Genomic DNA, 15,440 nt, shown 5'->3' on the forward strand with positions numbered 1-15,440 from the left:
GAACCCTTGATCACCGGAATGTCGTCGCCGGGGAAGTCGTAGGACGACAGAAGCTCGCGCACCTCCATCTCGACGAGTTCGAGAAGCTCCTCGTCATCGACCTGGTCGACCTTGTTCAGGAACACCACGATCGCCGGAACGCCGACCTGGCGGGCCAGCAGAATGTGCTCGCGGGTCTGCGGCATCGGGCCGTCGGCGGCCGAAACGACGAGAATCGCGCCGTCCATCTGCGCAGCGCCCGTGATCATGTTCTTGACGTAGTCGGCATGGCCCGGGCAGTCGACATGCGCATAGTGGCGCGCATCGGTCTCGTATTCGACATGCGCCGTCGAGATGGTGATGCCGCGCGCCTTCTCCTCGGGCGCCGCATCGATCTGGTCATAGGCCTGGAAATCGCCGAAGAACTTGGTGATCGCCGCCGTCAGCGACGTCTTGCCATGGTCAACGTGACCGATCGTGCCAATGTTCACGTGCGGCTTGGTGCGCTCAAACTTTGCCTTGGCCATTGATGCGTCCTACTGTTTCAGGAGAGGAAGGGTCGGGTTCGACCGATTATGAGCGCGCGACATAAGCGTTCTGTCCGGCAATCGCAAGTGGCAAGTGCCAGCCATGATGCGGCGGCCGGACGCGGCGCAAGGCGCCCGGATATGGAGCGGGTGAAGGGAATCGAACCCTCGTCTTAAGCTTGGGAAGCTTCTGCTCTACCATTGAGCTACACCCGCGCGCGGATCATCATTAGCGGGTGCGGCGCGCGATGCAAGGCCGGCGAGACGATGACGCGCGTTTGCCTGCCAACCGGCCGGGAAGGACGAGCTCCCATGTGCGGATTTGTGTGTTTGTGGAATGTCGGCGACGAGGCACTCGCCGGAACGATGATCGCAAGGATCGCCCATCGCGGACCCGATGCGGTCGAGATCGCCCGGCTGCCCGGCGCACCGGTGGTCATGGCCCATTGCCGGCTATCGATCATCGGCACGCAGGACGGCGCGCAGCCGATCCACCAGACCGACGACCTGCTGGTCGTCAATGGCGAGATCTACAATCACGCCGATCTGCGTGCGATCCTGGGCGAGAGCGCGTTCGAGACCGAAAGCGACAGCGAGACGATCCTGCACCTGTTCCGCTCGGGCGCCTCGCGCTGGATCGCACGGCTCGACGGCATGTTCGCCTTCGTGCTGGCAACGCGCGGCCGCATCATCGCCGCGCGCGACCCGCTGGGCATCAAGCCGCTTTACATGGCGCGGATCGGCGAAGGACTGGCGTTCGCCTCCGAACTGAAGGCGTTCGACGGCATCGCCGTCGACGCGGTCGAGGCGATCGGGCCGGGCACGCTGTTCGACAGCCGCGACGGATGGCGCCATTGGTATCGCACGCCGCATGGCGCCGCCGAGATCGACCCCGATCTCGACATCGAGCGCACCGCGCACGAATTGCGGCTGGTGCTGATCGAGGCGGTCGCCAAATGGATGGTCGCCGATGTCGAGGTCGGCTCGTTCCTTTCGGGCGGGCTCGACAGCTCGATCATCGCGGCGATCGCGCAGAACGTGCGGCAACAGGCCGGCAAGGGTCCGCTCAAGACCTTCTCGGTGGGCATGGCCGGCTCGCCCGACCTCATCGCCGCGCGCGCCGTCGCCGAGCATATCGGCTCCGACCACGCCGAATACGCCTTCACCGCCGAAGACGTCGCCGCCAATCTCGGCCATGTCATCTATCATCTGGAAAGCGCCGACGTCGATCTGGTGCGCAGCGCCATTCCGACCCTGTTCGCTGCGCGGCTTGCCCGCCAGAAGGTCAAGGCGGTGCTGACCGGCGAAGGGGCGGACGAGCTGTTCGCCGGCTATGCCTATCACCACGGCTATGTGGACGATCCGCGCGCGCTGGCCGACGAACTCACCCGGTCGCTGGGCACCATGCACAACATCAACCTGCAGCGGGTCGACCGGGTGACCATGGCCGAGGGGCTGGAAGCGCGCACGCCCTTTCTCGATCGCGACTTCATCGATTTCGCCCAGTCGGTGCCGGCCGCCCTCAAATTGCGGCGCACCGATCCCCGGGCGCGCGAATCGACCGGCGAGACGACGGAGAAATGGATCCTGCGCAAGGCCTGCGCCGATCTGCTGCCCGCCGAACTGGTATGGCGCAAGAAGGCGCAGTTCGACGAGGGCTCGGGGACCGTCGACGCGCTCGGCCAGGCGCTGCGTACGCTGACGGGCCAGGGCGCGGTTACGCGCGAGGACGAGGCCCGGCTCTATGAGCGGGTGCTGCGCGAGCGGTTCGTCGATGCCGACCGGATCATCGACAATGCCGGGCGGTGGACGGCCGATCGGGTCTAGATGCGAGCTTTCAGGAGGCTGGAGCGGGTAGCGGGAATCGAACCCGCATATTCAGCTTGGAAGGCTGCTGCTCTACCATTGAGCTATACCCGCGACGGCGCCGATGGCGCGCTGTGCGAAGCCGGTTCGCCGATGGTGGAGGAGGCTGGATTCGAACCAGCGTAGGCATAGCCAACGGATTTACAGTCCGTCTCCTTTAACCACTCGGACACTCCTCCATGCGGCGAATGCCGGTGCGCGGCGCCTTCCTGCGCCGCGCCGCCTTATGCGGCGGCGAAAATGCCCTGTCAACATCGGCCAGGGCGTCACCGATAATATGGGGGCCAATTCGGTTTTCGCAATCGGCCATTTGCCGAGCAATGCAGACCGGCTATAGCGAGCCGATGAGCGATCCGACCGGCAAGCGCACGCGCAAGGACAGCCATTACGCGCGCCTGCGCCGCGACCACCGCGCCCGCAAGGCCGCGGGCGGGGCGCCGCCGTCGCAGGGTCCGCCCGAGGGCCAGGTCCTCCTTTACGGGCTGCACACCGTGCGTGCGGCGCTCGACAACCGTGCGCGCGTGATCCACGACATGCTTGTCACCGAAAACGCCGCCGCCCGGCTCGGTTTGCCCGATCCGGACGCCCTGCCCTTTGCGGTCGAGACCGTTCATCCGCGCCGCATCGATGCGCTGCTCGGCGGCGAGGCGGTGCATCAGGGCGTGGTCCTTCGCGCCGATGCGCTCGCGCCCAGGACCCTTGCCGATCTCACCGATGCCCGGCTCGTCATCGTGCTCGACCAGGTCACCGATCCGCACAATGTCGGCGCGCTGATGCGCTCGGGCGTGGCCATGGGTGCCGATGCGCTGGTCACCACCGCCCGACACAGCCCGGCCGAATCGGGCGTGCTGGCCAAGGCCGCATCGGGCGCGCTCGAACATCTGCCGATCGTGCATGTGCGCAATCTGGCCAACGCGCTCACGCAGATGGCCGAACGCGGCTTTCAGACGGTCGGGCTCGATTCGCAGGGCCCGCAAACGCTCGAGGAGACGCTGCGCGCAGGCCGAATCGCGCTGGTGCTGGGCGCCGAGGGCAAGGGCCTGCGCCACAAGACCCGCCAGAGCGTGACCGACCTGGCCAGGCTCGACATACCCGGCCCGATCAAATCGCTCAATGTTTCCAATGCCGCCGTGCTGTCGCTCTATATCGCGCACCGGCATGTTGGGGACGCCCGGTGATGCCGGTTTGACGGGCGCGGCGGGGCACAGCACAATGACCCAGACGGGAACGGCGACAGGACCACACGCCCGGGCGGCGCGCTTGCGGCCGGACGCAATTTGGCCTTGATTGGCCGGCAGTGGCGAGCGCGCCTCGCGCAATACTCCCGGCGGCATCGCAAAATTCATACGGGGACGACATGAACGTCAAGACCATCACCGCACTGGCCGCAACGGTCGCGTTCACGGCCGCGTGCACCACCATCGACCCGTTCACGGGTCAGCCGCAGGTCTCGCGCACGGCGGGCGGTGCGGCCATCGGCGCCGGCGTGGGCGCCGGCCTTGGCCTTCTCGCCGGCGGCGACGACCGCCGCAACGCGCTGATCGGTGCCGGCATCGGCGCGCTGGCGGGCGGTGCCATCGGCAACTACATGGATCAGCAGCAGGCGGCATTGCGCGCCCAGCTCGAGGGCACGGGCGTCTCGGTGACGCGCGTGGGCAACAACATCATCCTGAACATGCCCTCGAACATCACCTTCGCCACCGATCAGGACCAGGTGATCCCGGCCTTCTTCCCCACGCTCGATTCGGTGGCCATCGTGCTGCAGCGGTTCAACCAGACGCTGATCGACGTCTATGGGCATACCGATTCGACCGGTTCGCAGGAATACAATCAGGCGCTGTCGCAGCGGCGCGCCAGGGCGGTCGCCGACTACCTGGCCGGGCGCGGCGTCAACCGGCAGCGCATGGCGGTGATCGGCTTCGGCGAAAGCCGGCCGGTGGCCGACAACGCGACCGAGGCGGGCCGGGCCCAGAACCGGCGCGTGGAAATCCAGATCGTGCCGCTGAGCTGAGCGGCACCGAGATCGGGCGCCGCCTCCTTGCGGCGCTGCCGCCTGTCCGCGAAGGGGCCCGGATAGCGGCCCGTTCCGCACCATGTGAACCGCACCGGTCGGGCGTGACGGCGAATGTGACTTTACACGTGCCGCCGCTATGATAATCCCGAGACGGGACAAGCCCCTATAGCTCAGTTGGTAGAGCAACTGATTTGTAATCAGTAGGTCCGCGGTTCGAGTCCGTGTGGGGGCACCACAACCATGCCGGCGGCGGCCGCCGCGATGAACCTGCCATCGGATGCCAGGGTCGGCCGCCCTCGAAACGAGGGCCGATGCGGCGAAGCGACAGATGACAACCGCCCTCGCCTTCCTGTCCTCGGGCACGCCGGACGCCGACGAGTCGGCGCGTCTGCTCGCGGCAATCTACGGCCAGTGCGCGATCGAGCAGGCCGACGTGATCGTGCCGCTTGGCGGCGACGGCTTCATGCTGCAGACCATTCACCGGTTCATGAGTTCGGGCAAGCGCATCTACGGGATGAACCGCGGCTCGGTCGGCTTTCTGATGAACGATTATCGCGAGCAGGATCTGCACGCGCGCATCGCGGCGGCCGAAGCCGAATCCATCCATCCGCTGCGCATGGTCGCCCGGGACGCCGAAGGCACCGCTCACGAAGCGCTGGCGATCAACGAGGTATCGCTGTTCCGCCAGTCCTACCAGGCGGCCAAGCTGCGCATTTCGGTGGACGGCCATGTCCGCATCGACGAGTTGGTCTGCGACGGCGTGATGGTGGCGACCCCGGCCGGTTCGACGGCCTACAACCTGTCGGCCCACGGGCCGATCATCCCGATCGACGCGCCTTTGCTGGCGTTGACGCCGGTCAGTGCCTTTCGCCCGCGGCGCTGGCGCGGAGCGCTGCTGCCCAACCGGGTGACGGTGGACATCACCGTGCTGGAACCGGGCAAGCGCCCGGTCAACGCGGTCGCCGACCACAACGAGGTCAAGTCGGTGCGCCATGTGTGCGTGCGCGAAGAGCGCGCGGTGACCGCGACGATTCTGTTCGATGCCAGCCATTCGTGGGACGAACGCATTCTCGCCGAGCAATTCCGCTACTGACAACGAATAAAGGCCGGCGGCCCAGGGACCACCGGCCATGCGCGCCCCGGCGGAGCGCTTCCGTCATGCGACGATTACATCGTGCCTTCGGGCATGAGCACGGAGTCGATGACGTGGATGACGCCATTGGAGGCCTCGATGTCCGCCGTGACGATATTGGCATCGTTGACCATCGCGCCGTCGTCGAGGCTGATCGTGATGGTCGAGCCCTCCACGGTCTCGGCGGTCATGCCGTCTTCCAGATCGGAGGACATCACCTTGCCGGGCACCACGTGGTAGGTCAGGATCGAGGTGAGTTGATCGCTGTTCTCTTCCATCAGAAGGCTGTCGACGGTGCCGTCGGGAAGCGCCTCGAAGGCCGCGTCGGTCGGCGCGAAGACCGTGAACGGGCCGTCGCCCTTGAGCGTGTCGACGAGACCGGCTGCCTGGACGGCAGCGACGAGGGTCTCGAAGTCGTCATTGCCGGCGGCGGTGTCGACGATGTCCTTCATGTGGCCGTCGGCGAGCGCGGCGCCGGTCATGAAGCCAGCGGTGGCGACCGCTGCGATCGTCGTCTTGATGAAATTCATGAGTAGAACTCCCTGTGAGGAAAATGGGATGTGTCTGCGATGCTCGCGGCATCGAAAGGCATTACGCGTCTGGGGGCGATCGGTTTTCGCGGAACGCCGCGAAGAAGGCCGCCGGTCTTTTCCGCCACAGGGCTTTAAAGCCACAATTGGTGACACAAGCGGTCGGGTCATTGCGGGCGGTTGTTGACAAGCGGCCGCTTTTTTCCTAGGCGCGGGCCAAAGCGCCGCCCGTACGGGGCGCAGCGCGTACGCCAAAACCCAACGGACACACGCTTGGTATCCTTTGCCGAACTTCCCTTGTCGCCGAAGGTGATCAAGGCCGTCGAAGACGCCGGTTACACGGTGCCGACGCCCATTCAGGAACAGGCCATTCCCCATGTCGTTGCCGGCAAGGACGTGCTTGGCATCGCACAGACGGGAACGGGCAAGACGGCCTCCTTCGTTCTGCCGATGATCACGCGGCTCGAAAAGGGCCGCGCACGGGCGCGCATGCCGCGCACGCTGATCCTGGAGCCGACGCGCGAGCTCGCCGCCCAGGTCGACGAGAACTTCCAGAAATATGGCAGGCACCACAAGCTGTCGGTCGCATTGCTGATCGGCGGCGTCTCGTTCGAGGACCAGGATCGCAAGCTGGAGCGCGGCGCCGACGTGCTGATTGCGACGCCGGGCCGGCTGCTCGACCATTCCGAGCGCGGCAAGCTCCTGCTCAATGGCGTCGACATTTTGGTCATCGACGAAGCCGACCGCATGCTCGACATGGGTTTCATTCCCGATATCGAGCGCATCGCCTCGCTGATCCCGTTCACGCGCCAGACGCTGTTCTTTTCGGCGACCATGCCGCCGGAGATCGCCCGGCTCGCCGACCAGTTCCTGTCGGCGCCGGTGCGCATCGAGGTGGCCAAGGCGGCGACCACGGCGGCCACCGTCGAGCAGAAGGTGCTCAAGACCGGCCCGAAGGACTACGACAAGCGTGCCGCGCTTCGGGCGCTGCTGCAGTCGCAGGACGATCTGAAGAACGGCATCATCTTCTGCAATCGCAAGCGTGACGTGGCAACCTTGTTCCGGTCGCTCGAAAAGCACGGCTTTTCGGTCGGCGCGCTGCATGGCGACATGGACCAGCATTCGCGCACCCAGATGCTGGAAGGGTTCCGCAAGAACAAGATCCAGTTGCTCGTTGCCTCCGATGTCGCCGCGCGGGGCCTGGACATCCCCGATGTCAGCCACGTGTTCAATTTCGACGTGCCGATCCACGCCGAGGACTATGTGCACCGCATCGGCCGCACCGGCCGCGCGGGGCGCACGGGCAAGGCGTTCACACTGTTCGACAAGAGCACCGCGAAATATCTCGAGGCGGTCGAAAAGCTGATCGACAAGCAGTTGCCGCATGTCGAAGGCGTCGAGATCGAGGGCGAGGCGGACACCGGCGGCGGCGCGGGCGAGGAACGCAAGACGCGGCGCGACCGGATCCGCCAGGACAATGCCAAGCGCGCCGAAAAGGGCGGCCCGCCGCCCAGAGAAGATGGCGCGCCCGAATCGTCGCCGACGGAAAGAAACGGGTCCGACGAGCACAAGCCGCGCCAGAGCCGCGGCCGCGGTGGCCGGCGCAAACGCGACGAGGACACGCCGGTGGGCTTTGGCGAGGACATCCCCGCATTCATGATGAACGGCCGGTAAGCCGTACGACCGTCTCAAGGGACGGCGCGCCCGCGCCGGGACCTATCCCGCGCTTGCCGGCTGCGCGCGCTCGGCGGTTTCCATTGCAAGTCTTGCCCAGGGCGCCATCGCTTCGGGGCTGTCGAGCGCCTCGTCGGGCACCTGCCAATAGGGCATCGAGGAGTGCCGGCCCGTCCTGGGTGTGGTGTAGGTCCAGCGCGTCATGCCGGCGGCCTCGTATCGCGGCGCGGAGACATCGTCGCCCTTGACGTGGAGCGCGCCGTCGACGACCACCGCGCAGATGCCGGCCGGGCAATAGATCCCCTGGCCGCCGAACATGCGTCGGACCGTCACCGGGCAGACCGGGGCGAACAACTCGATCAGGAAAGCGTCATCCATGCCGTCATGGCCGCCGGCAAACGCCAAGCGGCGGCGATTTCACATCTTGTCGATGCCATACCACACGATGCTGGCCAGCACAGCAGCAAGCTGGATCGCAAACATGTGACGGACCATGAAACCGCCGACGCGCCCGGCGATCGTGCCGGTGAGGCTGGCCGCGGCCAGGGAAGGAATTTCGGTCCGGGAGAAGCCTGTGGCCTGAAGCGTTGTCATGTCTGCGTCTCCTGTCGTTGTTGACAGGATCAAAGCAGATGGCGCGCAGTGGCGATGTGCGGATCGTCACAGGGCGCTCGACCCCGGCCGCCCGGTCAGAGTTCGCCGCGCGCTTCGGCCAGTTCCTTCAGATCGGCGGGCTTGAGTTCGACCGACTCGCCGCAGCCGCAGGCCGAGGACTGGTTGGGATTGTTGAACACGAACCCCGTGCGCAGCTTGGTGACCTCGAAATCCATCTGTGTGCCCAGAAGGTACAGCATGGCCGCCGGGTCGACCCAGACATGGGCGCCGGCATGATTGATGTGGTCGTCCTTCGGATCGGGCTCGGTGACCAGGTCGACCGTGTATTCCATGCCCGCGCAGCCGCCCTTCTTGATGCCGACGCGCACGCCCTGCGCGCCCTGGTCGGCACGCGAGGTGACGATTTCCCTGACGCGGTCGGCGGCCGCATCGGTCATGGTCATGATGGCAAAGGCCATATTGAAACTCCGTGTCTTCCCATCAAGGTAGGCAGGGTGGCGGCGTGGCGCAAGGCAAAGCGGGCGTGCCCCTCATCCTTACCTTCTCCCCGCGAGCGGGGAGAAGGGGGCCTCGACCATCGCGGCTATCGTTTACCGCCGGCTGTATGCCGACACAAAGGCCGCTACAGTCCAAGTCTCCTTCTCCCCGCGAGCGGGGAGAAGGTGAGGATGAGGGGCAATGCACTGGTGTCAGTAGAGCCCCACCGCGATCTGCGCTTCCTCGCTCATGCGGTCGGGCGTCCAGGGCGGGTCGAAGGTCATCTCGACCTCGACATCCATGACGCCCTCGACGCCGCGCACGGCGTTCTCCACCCAGCCCGGCATCTCGCCGGCCACCGGACAGCCTGGCGCGGTCAGCGTCATCTCGATCTTGACCGTCCTGTCGTCCTCGATGTCGACCCGGTAGATCAGGCCGAGTTCGTAGATGTCGGCCGGGATCTCCGGATCGTAGACCGTCTTCAGTGCGGCGACGATGTCGTCGGTCAGGCGCGCGAGTTCCTCGCGCGGAATGGCGGATTGTGCGCCCGGCGCGGCCGTGTCGGCCGGGGCCGGCTCGGCAACCGTGTTCGGTGTGGCTTGATCGTCCATCATGGCCCTACCCTATCAGAAAACCGTCATGCGAAAAACGTCTGCGCCTTCTCGAGCGCTTCGGCCAGCGCCTCGATCTCGGCATGGGTGTTGTAGATGCCGAACGAGGCGCGGCAGGTGGAGGTTGCGCCAAAGCGCGTCAGCAGCGGCTGGGCGCAATGGGTGCCGGCGCGCACGGCAACGCCCGACCGGTCGATGACCATCGAAATGTCATGCGCGTGCAGTCCCTCGATCTCGAAGGAGACGATGGCCGCCTTGTCCGGCGCATCGCCGATGATGCGCAGCCCTTCAATGGCGCCCAGGCGCTCATGGGCATGGGCGCGCAGGTCGGCCTCATGGGCGGCGATGGCCGGGCGGCCGACGCGGTCCATGTAGTCGAGCGCCGCGCCAAGGCCGATCGCCTGGACGATGGGCGGCGTGCCGGCCTCGAAGCGGTGCGGCGGATCGGCATAGGTGACGCTGTCCTCGGTGACATCGAGGATCATCTCGCCGCCGCCCTGAAACGGGCGCATCTCGGCGAGCCTGTCCTTGCTGCCGTAAAGCACGCCGATGCCCGAGGGACCATAGGTCTTGTGGCCGGTGAACACATACCAGTCGCAACCGAGCGCCTGGACGTCGACCGGCAGGTGCACCGCGCCCTGGCTGCCGTCGACCAGAACCGGAATGCCGTGGCGGTGCGCGATCTCGCAAACCTGCCGGATCGGCACGACCGTGCCCAGCACGTTCGAGACATGGGTGATCGCGACGAGCCTGGTGCGCTCGGTCAGCCGTTTCTCGAACTCGGCGATGTCGAACCGCCCTTCATCGTCGACCGGCACCCAGACCAGTTTCGCGCCGTGACGCTCGCGCAGGAAGTGCCAGGGCACGATGTTGGAATGGTGTTCCATGATGGTCAGGACGATCTCGTCGCCCTCGCCGATGTTCGGAACGCCATAACCATGGGCGACCGTGTTGATCGCCTCGGTCGCCGATTTGGTGAAGACGATCTCGTCGACCGAGCCCGCGTTGAGAAAGTGCCGCACCTTCTCGCGCGCGCCCTCATAGGCCGCTGTCGCGGCGTCCGACAGGAAATGCAGGCCGCGATGGACGTTGGCATATTCGTTTTCATAGGCGTTTGTGAGCGCATCGATCACCGCGCGCGGCTTTTGCGCCGATGCGCCATTGTCCAGATAGACCAGCGGCTTGCCATAGACCTGGCGATGCAGGATTGGAAAGTCGGCGCGGATGGCGTCGACATCGTAGCCGGCGTTGGAGATCGGGTCAGCGCTCATATCTGCTTGTCCTTGCGTGCCTGCCCCTCATCCTCACCTTCTCCCCGCCTGCGGGGAGAAGGGGTCGCCGAAAACAGTGCGTCGGCATTCGCAGCACGGCGCCCGGGTCGGGCAGGACGCGAGCCGATCTGGATGTCACCTTCTCCCCGACTGCGGGGAGAAGGTGAGGATGAGGGGCGTTGCGAGACGACCGAAGCATCACCCGTGCGCCTCGAGCCAGGCATCGATGCGCGCTTCGAGCGCATCGACCAGGGCTTCGTCCTTGAGTTCCTCGACGATCTCGGCGACGAACGCCTTGATCAAGAGGCCGCGGGCGGTCTTTTCGGAGACGCCGCGCGCCATCAGATAGAACAGGTGGTCATGGTCGATCTCGGCGACGGTGGCGCCGTGGGCGCAGACGACATCGTCGGCGAAGATCTCCAGTTCCGGCTTGGTCGAAAAGCCGCCATGGTCGGACAGAAGCAGCGTGTTGCATGCCATCTGCGCGTCGGTCTTCTGCGCCGGCTGGGCGACGCGGATCTGACCCTGAAAGACGCCCTGACCCCTGGCGGTGACGACATTGCGCACGGTCTCGGTGGATGTCGTATGCGGCACGAGATGGTCGAGTTCCAGCGTGACGTCGCAATGGGCGTCGCCGCCGATCATGTTGACAGCGCGGAACGCCAGTTCGGCCCGTTCGCCGGTCGCCGCCGCATGCACTTCCTGGCGCACCAGCCGGCCCGACAGGTTGGCGATGAAGACCGTGGCCCTGGCATCCTCCTCGAGCGTCAGCCCGAGGCTTGCCAGATGGCTCGCCTGGGCGCCCTGCTCCTGCACGATGATCCAGGTGACATCGGCGCCCTTGCGCACGGTCAGTTCGGTGACGTTGGAGGCCAGTACCGCGTCATCGGTGCCAGTATGCCGGTCGACGAACAGCGCCCTGGCGCCCGCGCCGACCGTCACCTGGCTGCGCGTATGCACCTGCCCGCCGGCGTGCACGGACTGGATCTCGACGGGCGCCGCGATCTCGGCATCATCGGCAACGCTCAGGCGCAGGCCATCGGAGACAAAGGCGGTGTTGATCGCGCCAACGGCGTCATCGGCCTCGGCCGGCGCCTCGAGCGTCACGCCGCCGACATCGGCGCGCAGGCTGTCGGCCATGGCGTCGAACTGAAGGCCATCGACAGCCGGTGTCTCGGCAAGCGCACCGTTGACGAGCGCGAAGCGCCGCGCGCCGGGCAGGATTGGGTCCACCGGTTTTGCCGGGGCATCGGCGCGCCAGGCCGGCACCGAGCTGAGCAGCCGGCGAAGGTCGGTGTAGTGCCAGGCCTCGACCTTTCGGGTGGGCAGTCGGTTGGCCTTCAGGGCAGCCACCGCCTTGTCGCGCGCCGAAACGGCGCCGGCATTGCCCGGCAGGTCGTTGCAGCGCTGGGCGAACAGGTCGATCAGGGCGGTTTCGGCGCCGGTCAGGGGCGCTTGGGCTTGAAGGTTCATGGCGCGCTCCCCTCAGGCCGCCTGCTCGATGACGCCGGCATAGCCCTGCGCCTCGAGCTGGGCGGCCAGCTCCTTGTCGCCGGTCTTCACGATCTGACCGCGCGAGAGGATGTGCACGGTGTCGGGGACGATGTATTGCAGAAGCCGCTGATAGTGCGTGATCACCACGATGGCGCGATCGGGCCCGCGCAGCGCGTTGACGCCGTCGGCGACGATCTTCAAGGCATCGATGTCAAGGCCCGAATCGGTTTCGTCGAGCACGCACAGCTTCGGCTCGAGCAGCTTCATCTGCAGGATTTCCGAGCGCTTCTTCTCGCCGCCCGAAAAACCGACATTGACCGGCCGCTTGAGCATTTCCATGTCGATGTTCAGCGTCGCGGCGGCCTCGCGCACGCGCTTGATGAAGTCGGGCGTGGTCAGTTCGTCCTGCCCGCGCGCCTTGCGCTGCTCGTTCATGGCCACCTTGAGGAACTGCATGGTGGCGACGCCGGGGATTTCCATGGGATACTGGAAGGCCAGGAACATGCCGGCGCTGGCGCGTTCGGCCGGGTCCATCTCGAGGACGGACTCGCCATTGTAGAGGATGTCGCCCTGCGTGACTTCATAGTCCTCGCGTCCGGCGAGGATATAGGACAGCGTCGACTTGCCCGAACCGTTCGGACCCATGATGGCGGCGACCTCGCCGGCATTGACCGTCAGGTCGAGGCCCTTGATGATCTCGGTGCCATCCTCGGCGATCCGGGCGTGCAAATTCCTAATTTCTAGCATTTTTCCCTCTATGCGTCATTGCGAGGCATATCGCCCCTTGCCCGTTTTCCGTGCCGCCGGTCTATCGCCAATACGGCACCGTTTTCATTCCATCTTTGTTTCGAGCGGGCGGCACTCAGCTCGTCATTCCGGGGCCGCGCAGCGGAACCCGGAACCCAGACCGCCTTCCTTCGCCTTCTCGCCACGATCGCGGATCGCGTCCGATGGATTGTCTCGTTCGTAGCAACTCTCCAGTAAATCCAACCAATCGGGGTTGAAGCCCTCGATCAGGTAGAGTTTCCATGCCCGCCGCCACTTCTTCAGTTCCTTCTCCCTGGCTATCGCCTCAACGATGTTGTCGTGCCGTTCGTACCAGACCAGTGTCGTGCAGCCGTACCGGCGCGAAAATCCCGGTGTCAGACCATCCCTGTGCTCCTGCGCACGTCCCTGAAGATCACTCGTCACGCCGGTGTAAATCGTCCCGTTGCGCTTCGACGCCATGATGTAGACCCAACCGGACAACCGCGTCTCTTACTCCCATTTCTCGGCTCTGGTTTCCGGGTTCCGCTACGCGGCCCCGGAATGACGGCAAATCAGTCTCCTTTCGACCCGAACAGCCCGCGGGCCGCAAAGCTCACGGCGGCGATGCCGCCGAGAATGCCGGCCGAGGTGTAGGGCGAACCGAACGGCGCCCAGAAATAACCGACGGCCGTGGCAACCAGGATCGAGGCGGCGCCGGCCAGCCGGACAGTGCCCGAAAGGTCGCGATCATCGCCCTTGTCCACCATCATGCGCTCCATCAGTGCCAGGCGTGTGGCCTCGCCGTCGCCGCAAAGGGCCTGGCAGGACGGCCAGCAGCGTCCGCTACTGGCGCATCACCCCACGCTTCCCTCGAGCGAGATGCCGATCAGCTTCTGCGCCTCGACGGCGAACTCCATCGGCAGCTCCTGGATGACTTCCTTGACGAAGCCGTTGACGATCAACGCGATCGCCTCTTCCTCCGGGATGCCGCGCTGCATGCAGTAGAAGAGCTGATCCTCGGAAATCTTCGAGGTGGTCGCCTCGTGCTCGAGCTGCGCGGTGGCATTGTTGGCCTCGATATAGGGCACGGTGTGCGCGCCGCAGCGGTCGCCGATGAGCAGCGAGTCGCACTGGGTGAAGTTGCGCGCATCGGTCGCCTTGCGGTGCACCGACACCTTGCCGCGATAGGTGTTCTGCGATGTGCCGGCCGAAATGCCCTTGGAGATGATCCGGCTGGTGGTGTTCTTGCCCAGATGGATCATCTTGGTGCCCGAATCGATCTGCTGGGCGCCGTTCGACACCGCGATCGAATAGAACTCGCCGCGCGAATTGTCGCCGCGCAGGATGCAGGACGGATATTTCCAGGTGATCGCCGAGCCGGTCTCGACCTGGGTCCAGGAGATCTTGGAATTGTCGCCCCGGCAGTCGCCGCGCTTGGTGACGAAATTGTAGATGCCGCCCTTGCCTTCCGCATCGCCCGGATACCAGTTCTGCACGGTCGAATACTTGATCTCGGCATCCTCGTGCGCGATCAGCTCGACCACCGCGGCGTGAAGCTGGTTCTCGTCGCGCTGCGGCGCGGTGCAGCCTTCAAGGTAGGAGACGTAGGCGCCCTTTTCGGCGATGATCAGCGTGCGCTCGAACTGGCCGGTATCCTTCTCGTTGATGCGGAAATAGGTCGAAAGCTCCATCGGGCAGTGAACGCCCTCGGGCACGTAGACGAAGGAGCCGTCGGTGAAGACCGCCGAATTGAGCGCGGCGTAATAGTTGTCCGAAACCGGCACGACCGAACCGATATATTTGCGCACCAGATCGGGGTGCTCGCGCATCGCCTCGGAAATCGACATGAAGATCACGCCGGCCTTGGCCAGCTCTTCCTTGAACGTCGTGACGACGGAGACCGAATCGAACACCGCGTCGACGGCCACCCTGCGCTCCTGCACCCCGGCGAGGATTTCCTGTTCGGCGAGCGGAATGCCGAGCTTTTCGTAGGTGCGGCGGATTTCCGGATCGACGTCGTCGATGGTCTTGGGGCCGGTCTGGCCCTTGGGCGCGGCGTAGTAATAGATGTCCTGGAAGTCGATCTGGGGATAGTCGACGCGCGCCCAATCGGGCCGCTGCATCGTCTGCCAGCGCTTGTAGGCCTCGAGCCGCCACTGAAGCATCCAGTCGGGCTCGTCCTTCTTGGCCGAGATCAGCGCGATGATGTCTTCGTTCAGCCCCTTGGGCGCCTTGTCCATCTCGACGATGGTCTCGAAGCCGTATTTGTACTGGTCCACATCGATCTTGCGAACCTGATCAATCGTCTCCTGAACCGCAGGCATGGCGATCTCCCTTCCGAACAATCCCATCGGCGGCGTTGGGCACCGCTCATTGGAGAATTTAGGTCATAGCGCAGTTTTGAAAAGTTCTAAAGAGAAAAATCTGACTGTTCTCTGCAAGTTTTGTCGGATGTGGGGACTCCCCGCCCCCAGACAAGGCCGCCGGCCAGGCCGGAACGGTT

17 protein-coding genes and 4 tRNA genes are annotated in these 15,440 nt (G+C 65.3%); 6 read left to right on the top strand and 15 right to left on the bottom strand.

Features of this window, described 5'->3' with window-relative positions; genetic code table 11:
* Positions 1 to 506: GTP-binding protein (locus tag RBB34_RS03540; RefSeq protein ID WP_306117819.1), on the bottom strand; the 506-nt coding region annotated here is incomplete at its 3' end.
* A 142-nt stretch (positions 507 to 648) separates the two neighbouring features.
* Positions 649 to 722 (bottom strand) — tRNA-Gly (locus tag RBB34_RS03545).
* Positions 723 to 818: 96 nt separating this feature from the next.
* On the opposite strand from RBB34_RS03545, the gene asnB reads away from it, so the two are divergent.
* Entirely contained in the window at positions 819 to 2,333 is a 1,515-nt protein-coding gene (asnB, locus tag RBB34_RS03550) for an asparagine synthase (glutamine-hydrolyzing) (protein WP_306117820.1), read from the top strand.
* Positions 2,334 to 2,352: 19 nt separating this feature from the next.
* Here the strand turns inward: asnB and RBB34_RS03555 are convergent.
* A tRNA-Gly gene (locus RBB34_RS03555) sits at positions 2,353 to 2,426 on the bottom strand.
* Between the two features lie 40 nt (positions 2,427 to 2,466).
* A tRNA-Tyr gene (locus RBB34_RS03560) sits at positions 2,467 to 2,551 on the bottom strand.
* A gap of 165 nt (positions 2,552 to 2,716) precedes the next feature.
* Between RBB34_RS03560 and RBB34_RS03565 the strand changes: the two genes are divergently transcribed.
* The 4 genes from RBB34_RS03565 (at position 2,717) to RBB34_RS03580 (ending at position 5,479) form a co-directional block, all read left to right on the top strand.
* Positions 2,717 to 3,550 carry an RNA methyltransferase gene (locus RBB34_RS03565; protein WP_306118028.1) on the top strand — a complete coding sequence of 278 codons (834 nt, stop codon included), beginning with the start codon at positions 2,717 to 2,719 and terminating at the stop codon, positions 3,548 to 3,550.
* Positions 3,551 to 3,729: 179 nt separating this feature from the next.
* On the top strand, positions 3,730 to 4,383 hold the full coding sequence (locus tag RBB34_RS03570; RefSeq protein ID WP_306117821.1) for an OmpA family protein: 654 nt from the start codon (positions 3,730 to 3,732) through the stop codon (positions 4,381 to 4,383).
* A 162-nt stretch (positions 4,384 to 4,545) separates the two neighbouring features.
* Positions 4,546 to 4,621, top strand: a tRNA-Thr gene (locus RBB34_RS03575).
* A gap of 93 nt (positions 4,622 to 4,714) precedes the next feature.
* Positions 4,715 to 5,479, top strand: coding sequence for an NAD kinase (locus tag RBB34_RS03580; RefSeq protein ID WP_306117822.1), 765 nt, complete (start codon positions 4,715 to 4,717; stop codon positions 5,477 to 5,479).
* Between the two features lie 74 nt (positions 5,480 to 5,553).
* On the opposite strand, the gene RBB34_RS03585 is transcribed toward RBB34_RS03580, so the two are convergent.
* The gene (locus RBB34_RS03585; protein WP_306118029.1) at positions 5,554 to 6,000 is read right to left on the bottom strand and encodes a fasciclin domain-containing protein; all 447 of its coding nucleotides are present in this window, start codon (positions 5,998 to 6,000) and stop codon (positions 5,554 to 5,556) included.
* Positions 6,001 to 6,321: 321 nt separating this feature from the next.
* Between RBB34_RS03585 and RBB34_RS03590 the strand changes: the two genes are divergently transcribed.
* Positions 6,322 to 7,722 carry a DEAD/DEAH box helicase gene (locus tag RBB34_RS03590; protein ID WP_306117823.1) on the top strand — a complete coding sequence of 467 codons (1,401 nt, stop codon included), beginning with the start codon at positions 6,322 to 6,324 and terminating at the stop codon, positions 7,720 to 7,722.
* A 42-nt stretch (positions 7,723 to 7,764) separates the two neighbouring features.
* Here RBB34_RS03590 and RBB34_RS03595 read toward each other — a convergent pair whose 3' ends face one another.
* The 10 genes from RBB34_RS03595 to sufB all read right to left on the bottom strand — a co-directional run bounded on the left by RBB34_RS03595 (position 7,765) and on the right by sufB (position 15,261).
* Positions 7,765 to 8,100: a TfoX/Sxy family protein gene (locus RBB34_RS03595; RefSeq protein WP_306117824.1), complete on the bottom strand. Its 336-nt coding sequence runs from the start codon at positions 8,098 to 8,100 to the stop codon at positions 7,765 to 7,767.
* Positions 8,101 to 8,139: 39 nt separating this feature from the next.
* Positions 8,140 to 8,316, bottom strand: coding sequence for a hypothetical protein (locus RBB34_RS03600; RefSeq protein WP_306117825.1), 177 nt, complete (start codon positions 8,314 to 8,316; stop codon positions 8,140 to 8,142).
* Positions 8,317 to 8,411: 95 nt separating this feature from the next.
* Positions 8,412 to 8,795, bottom strand: a complete 384-nt coding sequence (gene sufA / locus RBB34_RS03605) for a Fe-S cluster assembly scaffold SufA (RefSeq protein WP_306117826.1) — start codon at positions 8,793 to 8,795, stop codon at positions 8,412 to 8,414.
* A 231-nt stretch (positions 8,796 to 9,026) separates the two neighbouring features.
* Positions 9,027 to 9,425 carry an SUF system Fe-S cluster assembly protein gene (locus RBB34_RS03610; RefSeq protein ID WP_306118030.1) on the bottom strand — a complete coding sequence of 133 codons (399 nt, stop codon included), beginning with the start codon at positions 9,423 to 9,425 and terminating at the stop codon, positions 9,027 to 9,029.
* Positions 9,426 to 9,451: 26 nt separating this feature from the next.
* A complete protein-coding gene (locus RBB34_RS03615; RefSeq protein WP_306117827.1) occupies positions 9,452 to 10,696 on the bottom strand; it encodes a cysteine desulfurase in 1,245 nt (414 codons plus the stop codon).
* A gap of 198 nt (positions 10,697 to 10,894) precedes the next feature.
* On the bottom strand, positions 10,895 to 12,169 hold the full coding sequence (sufD, locus tag RBB34_RS03620) for a Fe-S cluster assembly protein SufD (RefSeq protein ID WP_306117828.1): 1,275 nt from the start codon (positions 12,167 to 12,169) through the stop codon (positions 10,895 to 10,897).
* 12 nt (positions 12,170 to 12,181) lie between these two features.
* A complete protein-coding gene (gene sufC, locus RBB34_RS03625; RefSeq protein ID WP_306117829.1) occupies positions 12,182 to 12,937 on the bottom strand; it encodes a Fe-S cluster assembly ATPase SufC in 756 nt (251 codons plus the stop codon).
* 123 nt (positions 12,938 to 13,060) lie between these two features.
* On the bottom strand, positions 13,061 to 13,438 hold the full coding sequence (locus RBB34_RS03630) for a GIY-YIG nuclease family protein (protein ID WP_346432523.1): 378 nt from the start codon (positions 13,436 to 13,438) through the stop codon (positions 13,061 to 13,063).
* A gap of 71 nt (positions 13,439 to 13,509) precedes the next feature.
* A complete protein-coding gene (locus RBB34_RS03635; protein ID WP_306117830.1) occupies positions 13,510 to 13,707 on the bottom strand; it encodes a hypothetical protein in 198 nt (65 codons plus the stop codon).
* An 84-nt stretch (positions 13,708 to 13,791) separates the two neighbouring features.
* Complete coding sequence (gene sufB / locus RBB34_RS03640; protein ID WP_306117831.1) at positions 13,792 to 15,261, bottom strand: Fe-S cluster assembly protein SufB; 1,470 nt, start codon at positions 15,259 to 15,261, stop codon at positions 13,792 to 13,794.
* Between the last annotated feature and the right edge of the window lie 179 nt (positions 15,262 to 15,440).

The sequence above is a fragment of the Roseitalea sp. MMSF_3546 genome (genome assembly GCF_030732865.1).
Lineage (GTDB): Bacteria > Pseudomonadota > Alphaproteobacteria > Rhizobiales > Rhizobiaceae > Roseitalea.

Bases quoted from the DNA above. Each gene is read 5' to 3' on its own strand.
- RBB34_RS03610 (WP_306118030.1), bottom strand. From the start codon at position 9,425: ATGGACGATCAAGCCACACCGAACACGGTTGCCGAGCCGGCCCCGGCC.
- sufD (WP_306117828.1), bottom strand. From the start codon at position 12,169: ATGAACCTTCAAGCCCAAGCGCCCCTGACCGGCGCCGAAACCGCCCTG.
- RBB34_RS03615 (WP_306117827.1), bottom strand. From the start codon at position 10,696: ATGAGCGCTGACCCGATCTCCAACGCCGGCTACGATGTCGACGCCATC.
- sufB (WP_306117831.1), bottom strand. From the start codon at position 15,261: ATGCCTGCGGTTCAGGAGACGATTGATCAGGTTCGCAAGATCGATGTG.
- asnB (WP_306117820.1), top strand. From the start codon at position 819: ATGTGCGGATTTGTGTGTTTGTGGAATGTCGGCGACGAGGCACTCGCC.
- RBB34_RS03570 (WP_306117821.1), top strand. From the start codon at position 3,730: ATGAACGTCAAGACCATCACCGCACTGGCCGCAACGGTCGCGTTCACG.
- RBB34_RS03595 (WP_306117824.1), bottom strand. From the start codon at position 8,100: ATGGATGACGCTTTCCTGATCGAGTTGTTCGCCCCGGTCTGCCCGGTG.
- sufC (WP_306117829.1), bottom strand. From the start codon at position 12,937: ATGCTAGAAATTAGGAATTTGCACGCCCGGATCGCCGAGGATGGCACC.
- RBB34_RS03580 (WP_306117822.1), top strand. From the start codon at position 4,715: ATGACAACCGCCCTCGCCTTCCTGTCCTCGGGCACGCCGGACGCCGAC.
- sufA (WP_306117826.1), bottom strand. From the start codon at position 8,795: ATGGCCTTTGCCATCATGACCATGACCGATGCGGCCGCCGACCGCGTC.
- RBB34_RS03565 (WP_306118028.1), top strand. From the start codon at position 2,717: ATGAGCGATCCGACCGGCAAGCGCACGCGCAAGGACAGCCATTACGCG.
- RBB34_RS03585 (WP_306118029.1), bottom strand. From the start codon at position 6,000: ATGACCGGCGCCGCGCTCGCCGACGGCCACATGAAGGACATCGTCGAC.
- RBB34_RS03600 (WP_306117825.1), bottom strand. From the start codon at position 8,316: ATGACAACGCTTCAGGCCACAGGCTTCTCCCGGACCGAAATTCCTTCC.
- RBB34_RS03635 (WP_306117830.1), bottom strand. From the start codon at position 13,707: ATGATGGTGGACAAGGGCGATGATCGCGACCTTTCGGGCACTGTCCGG.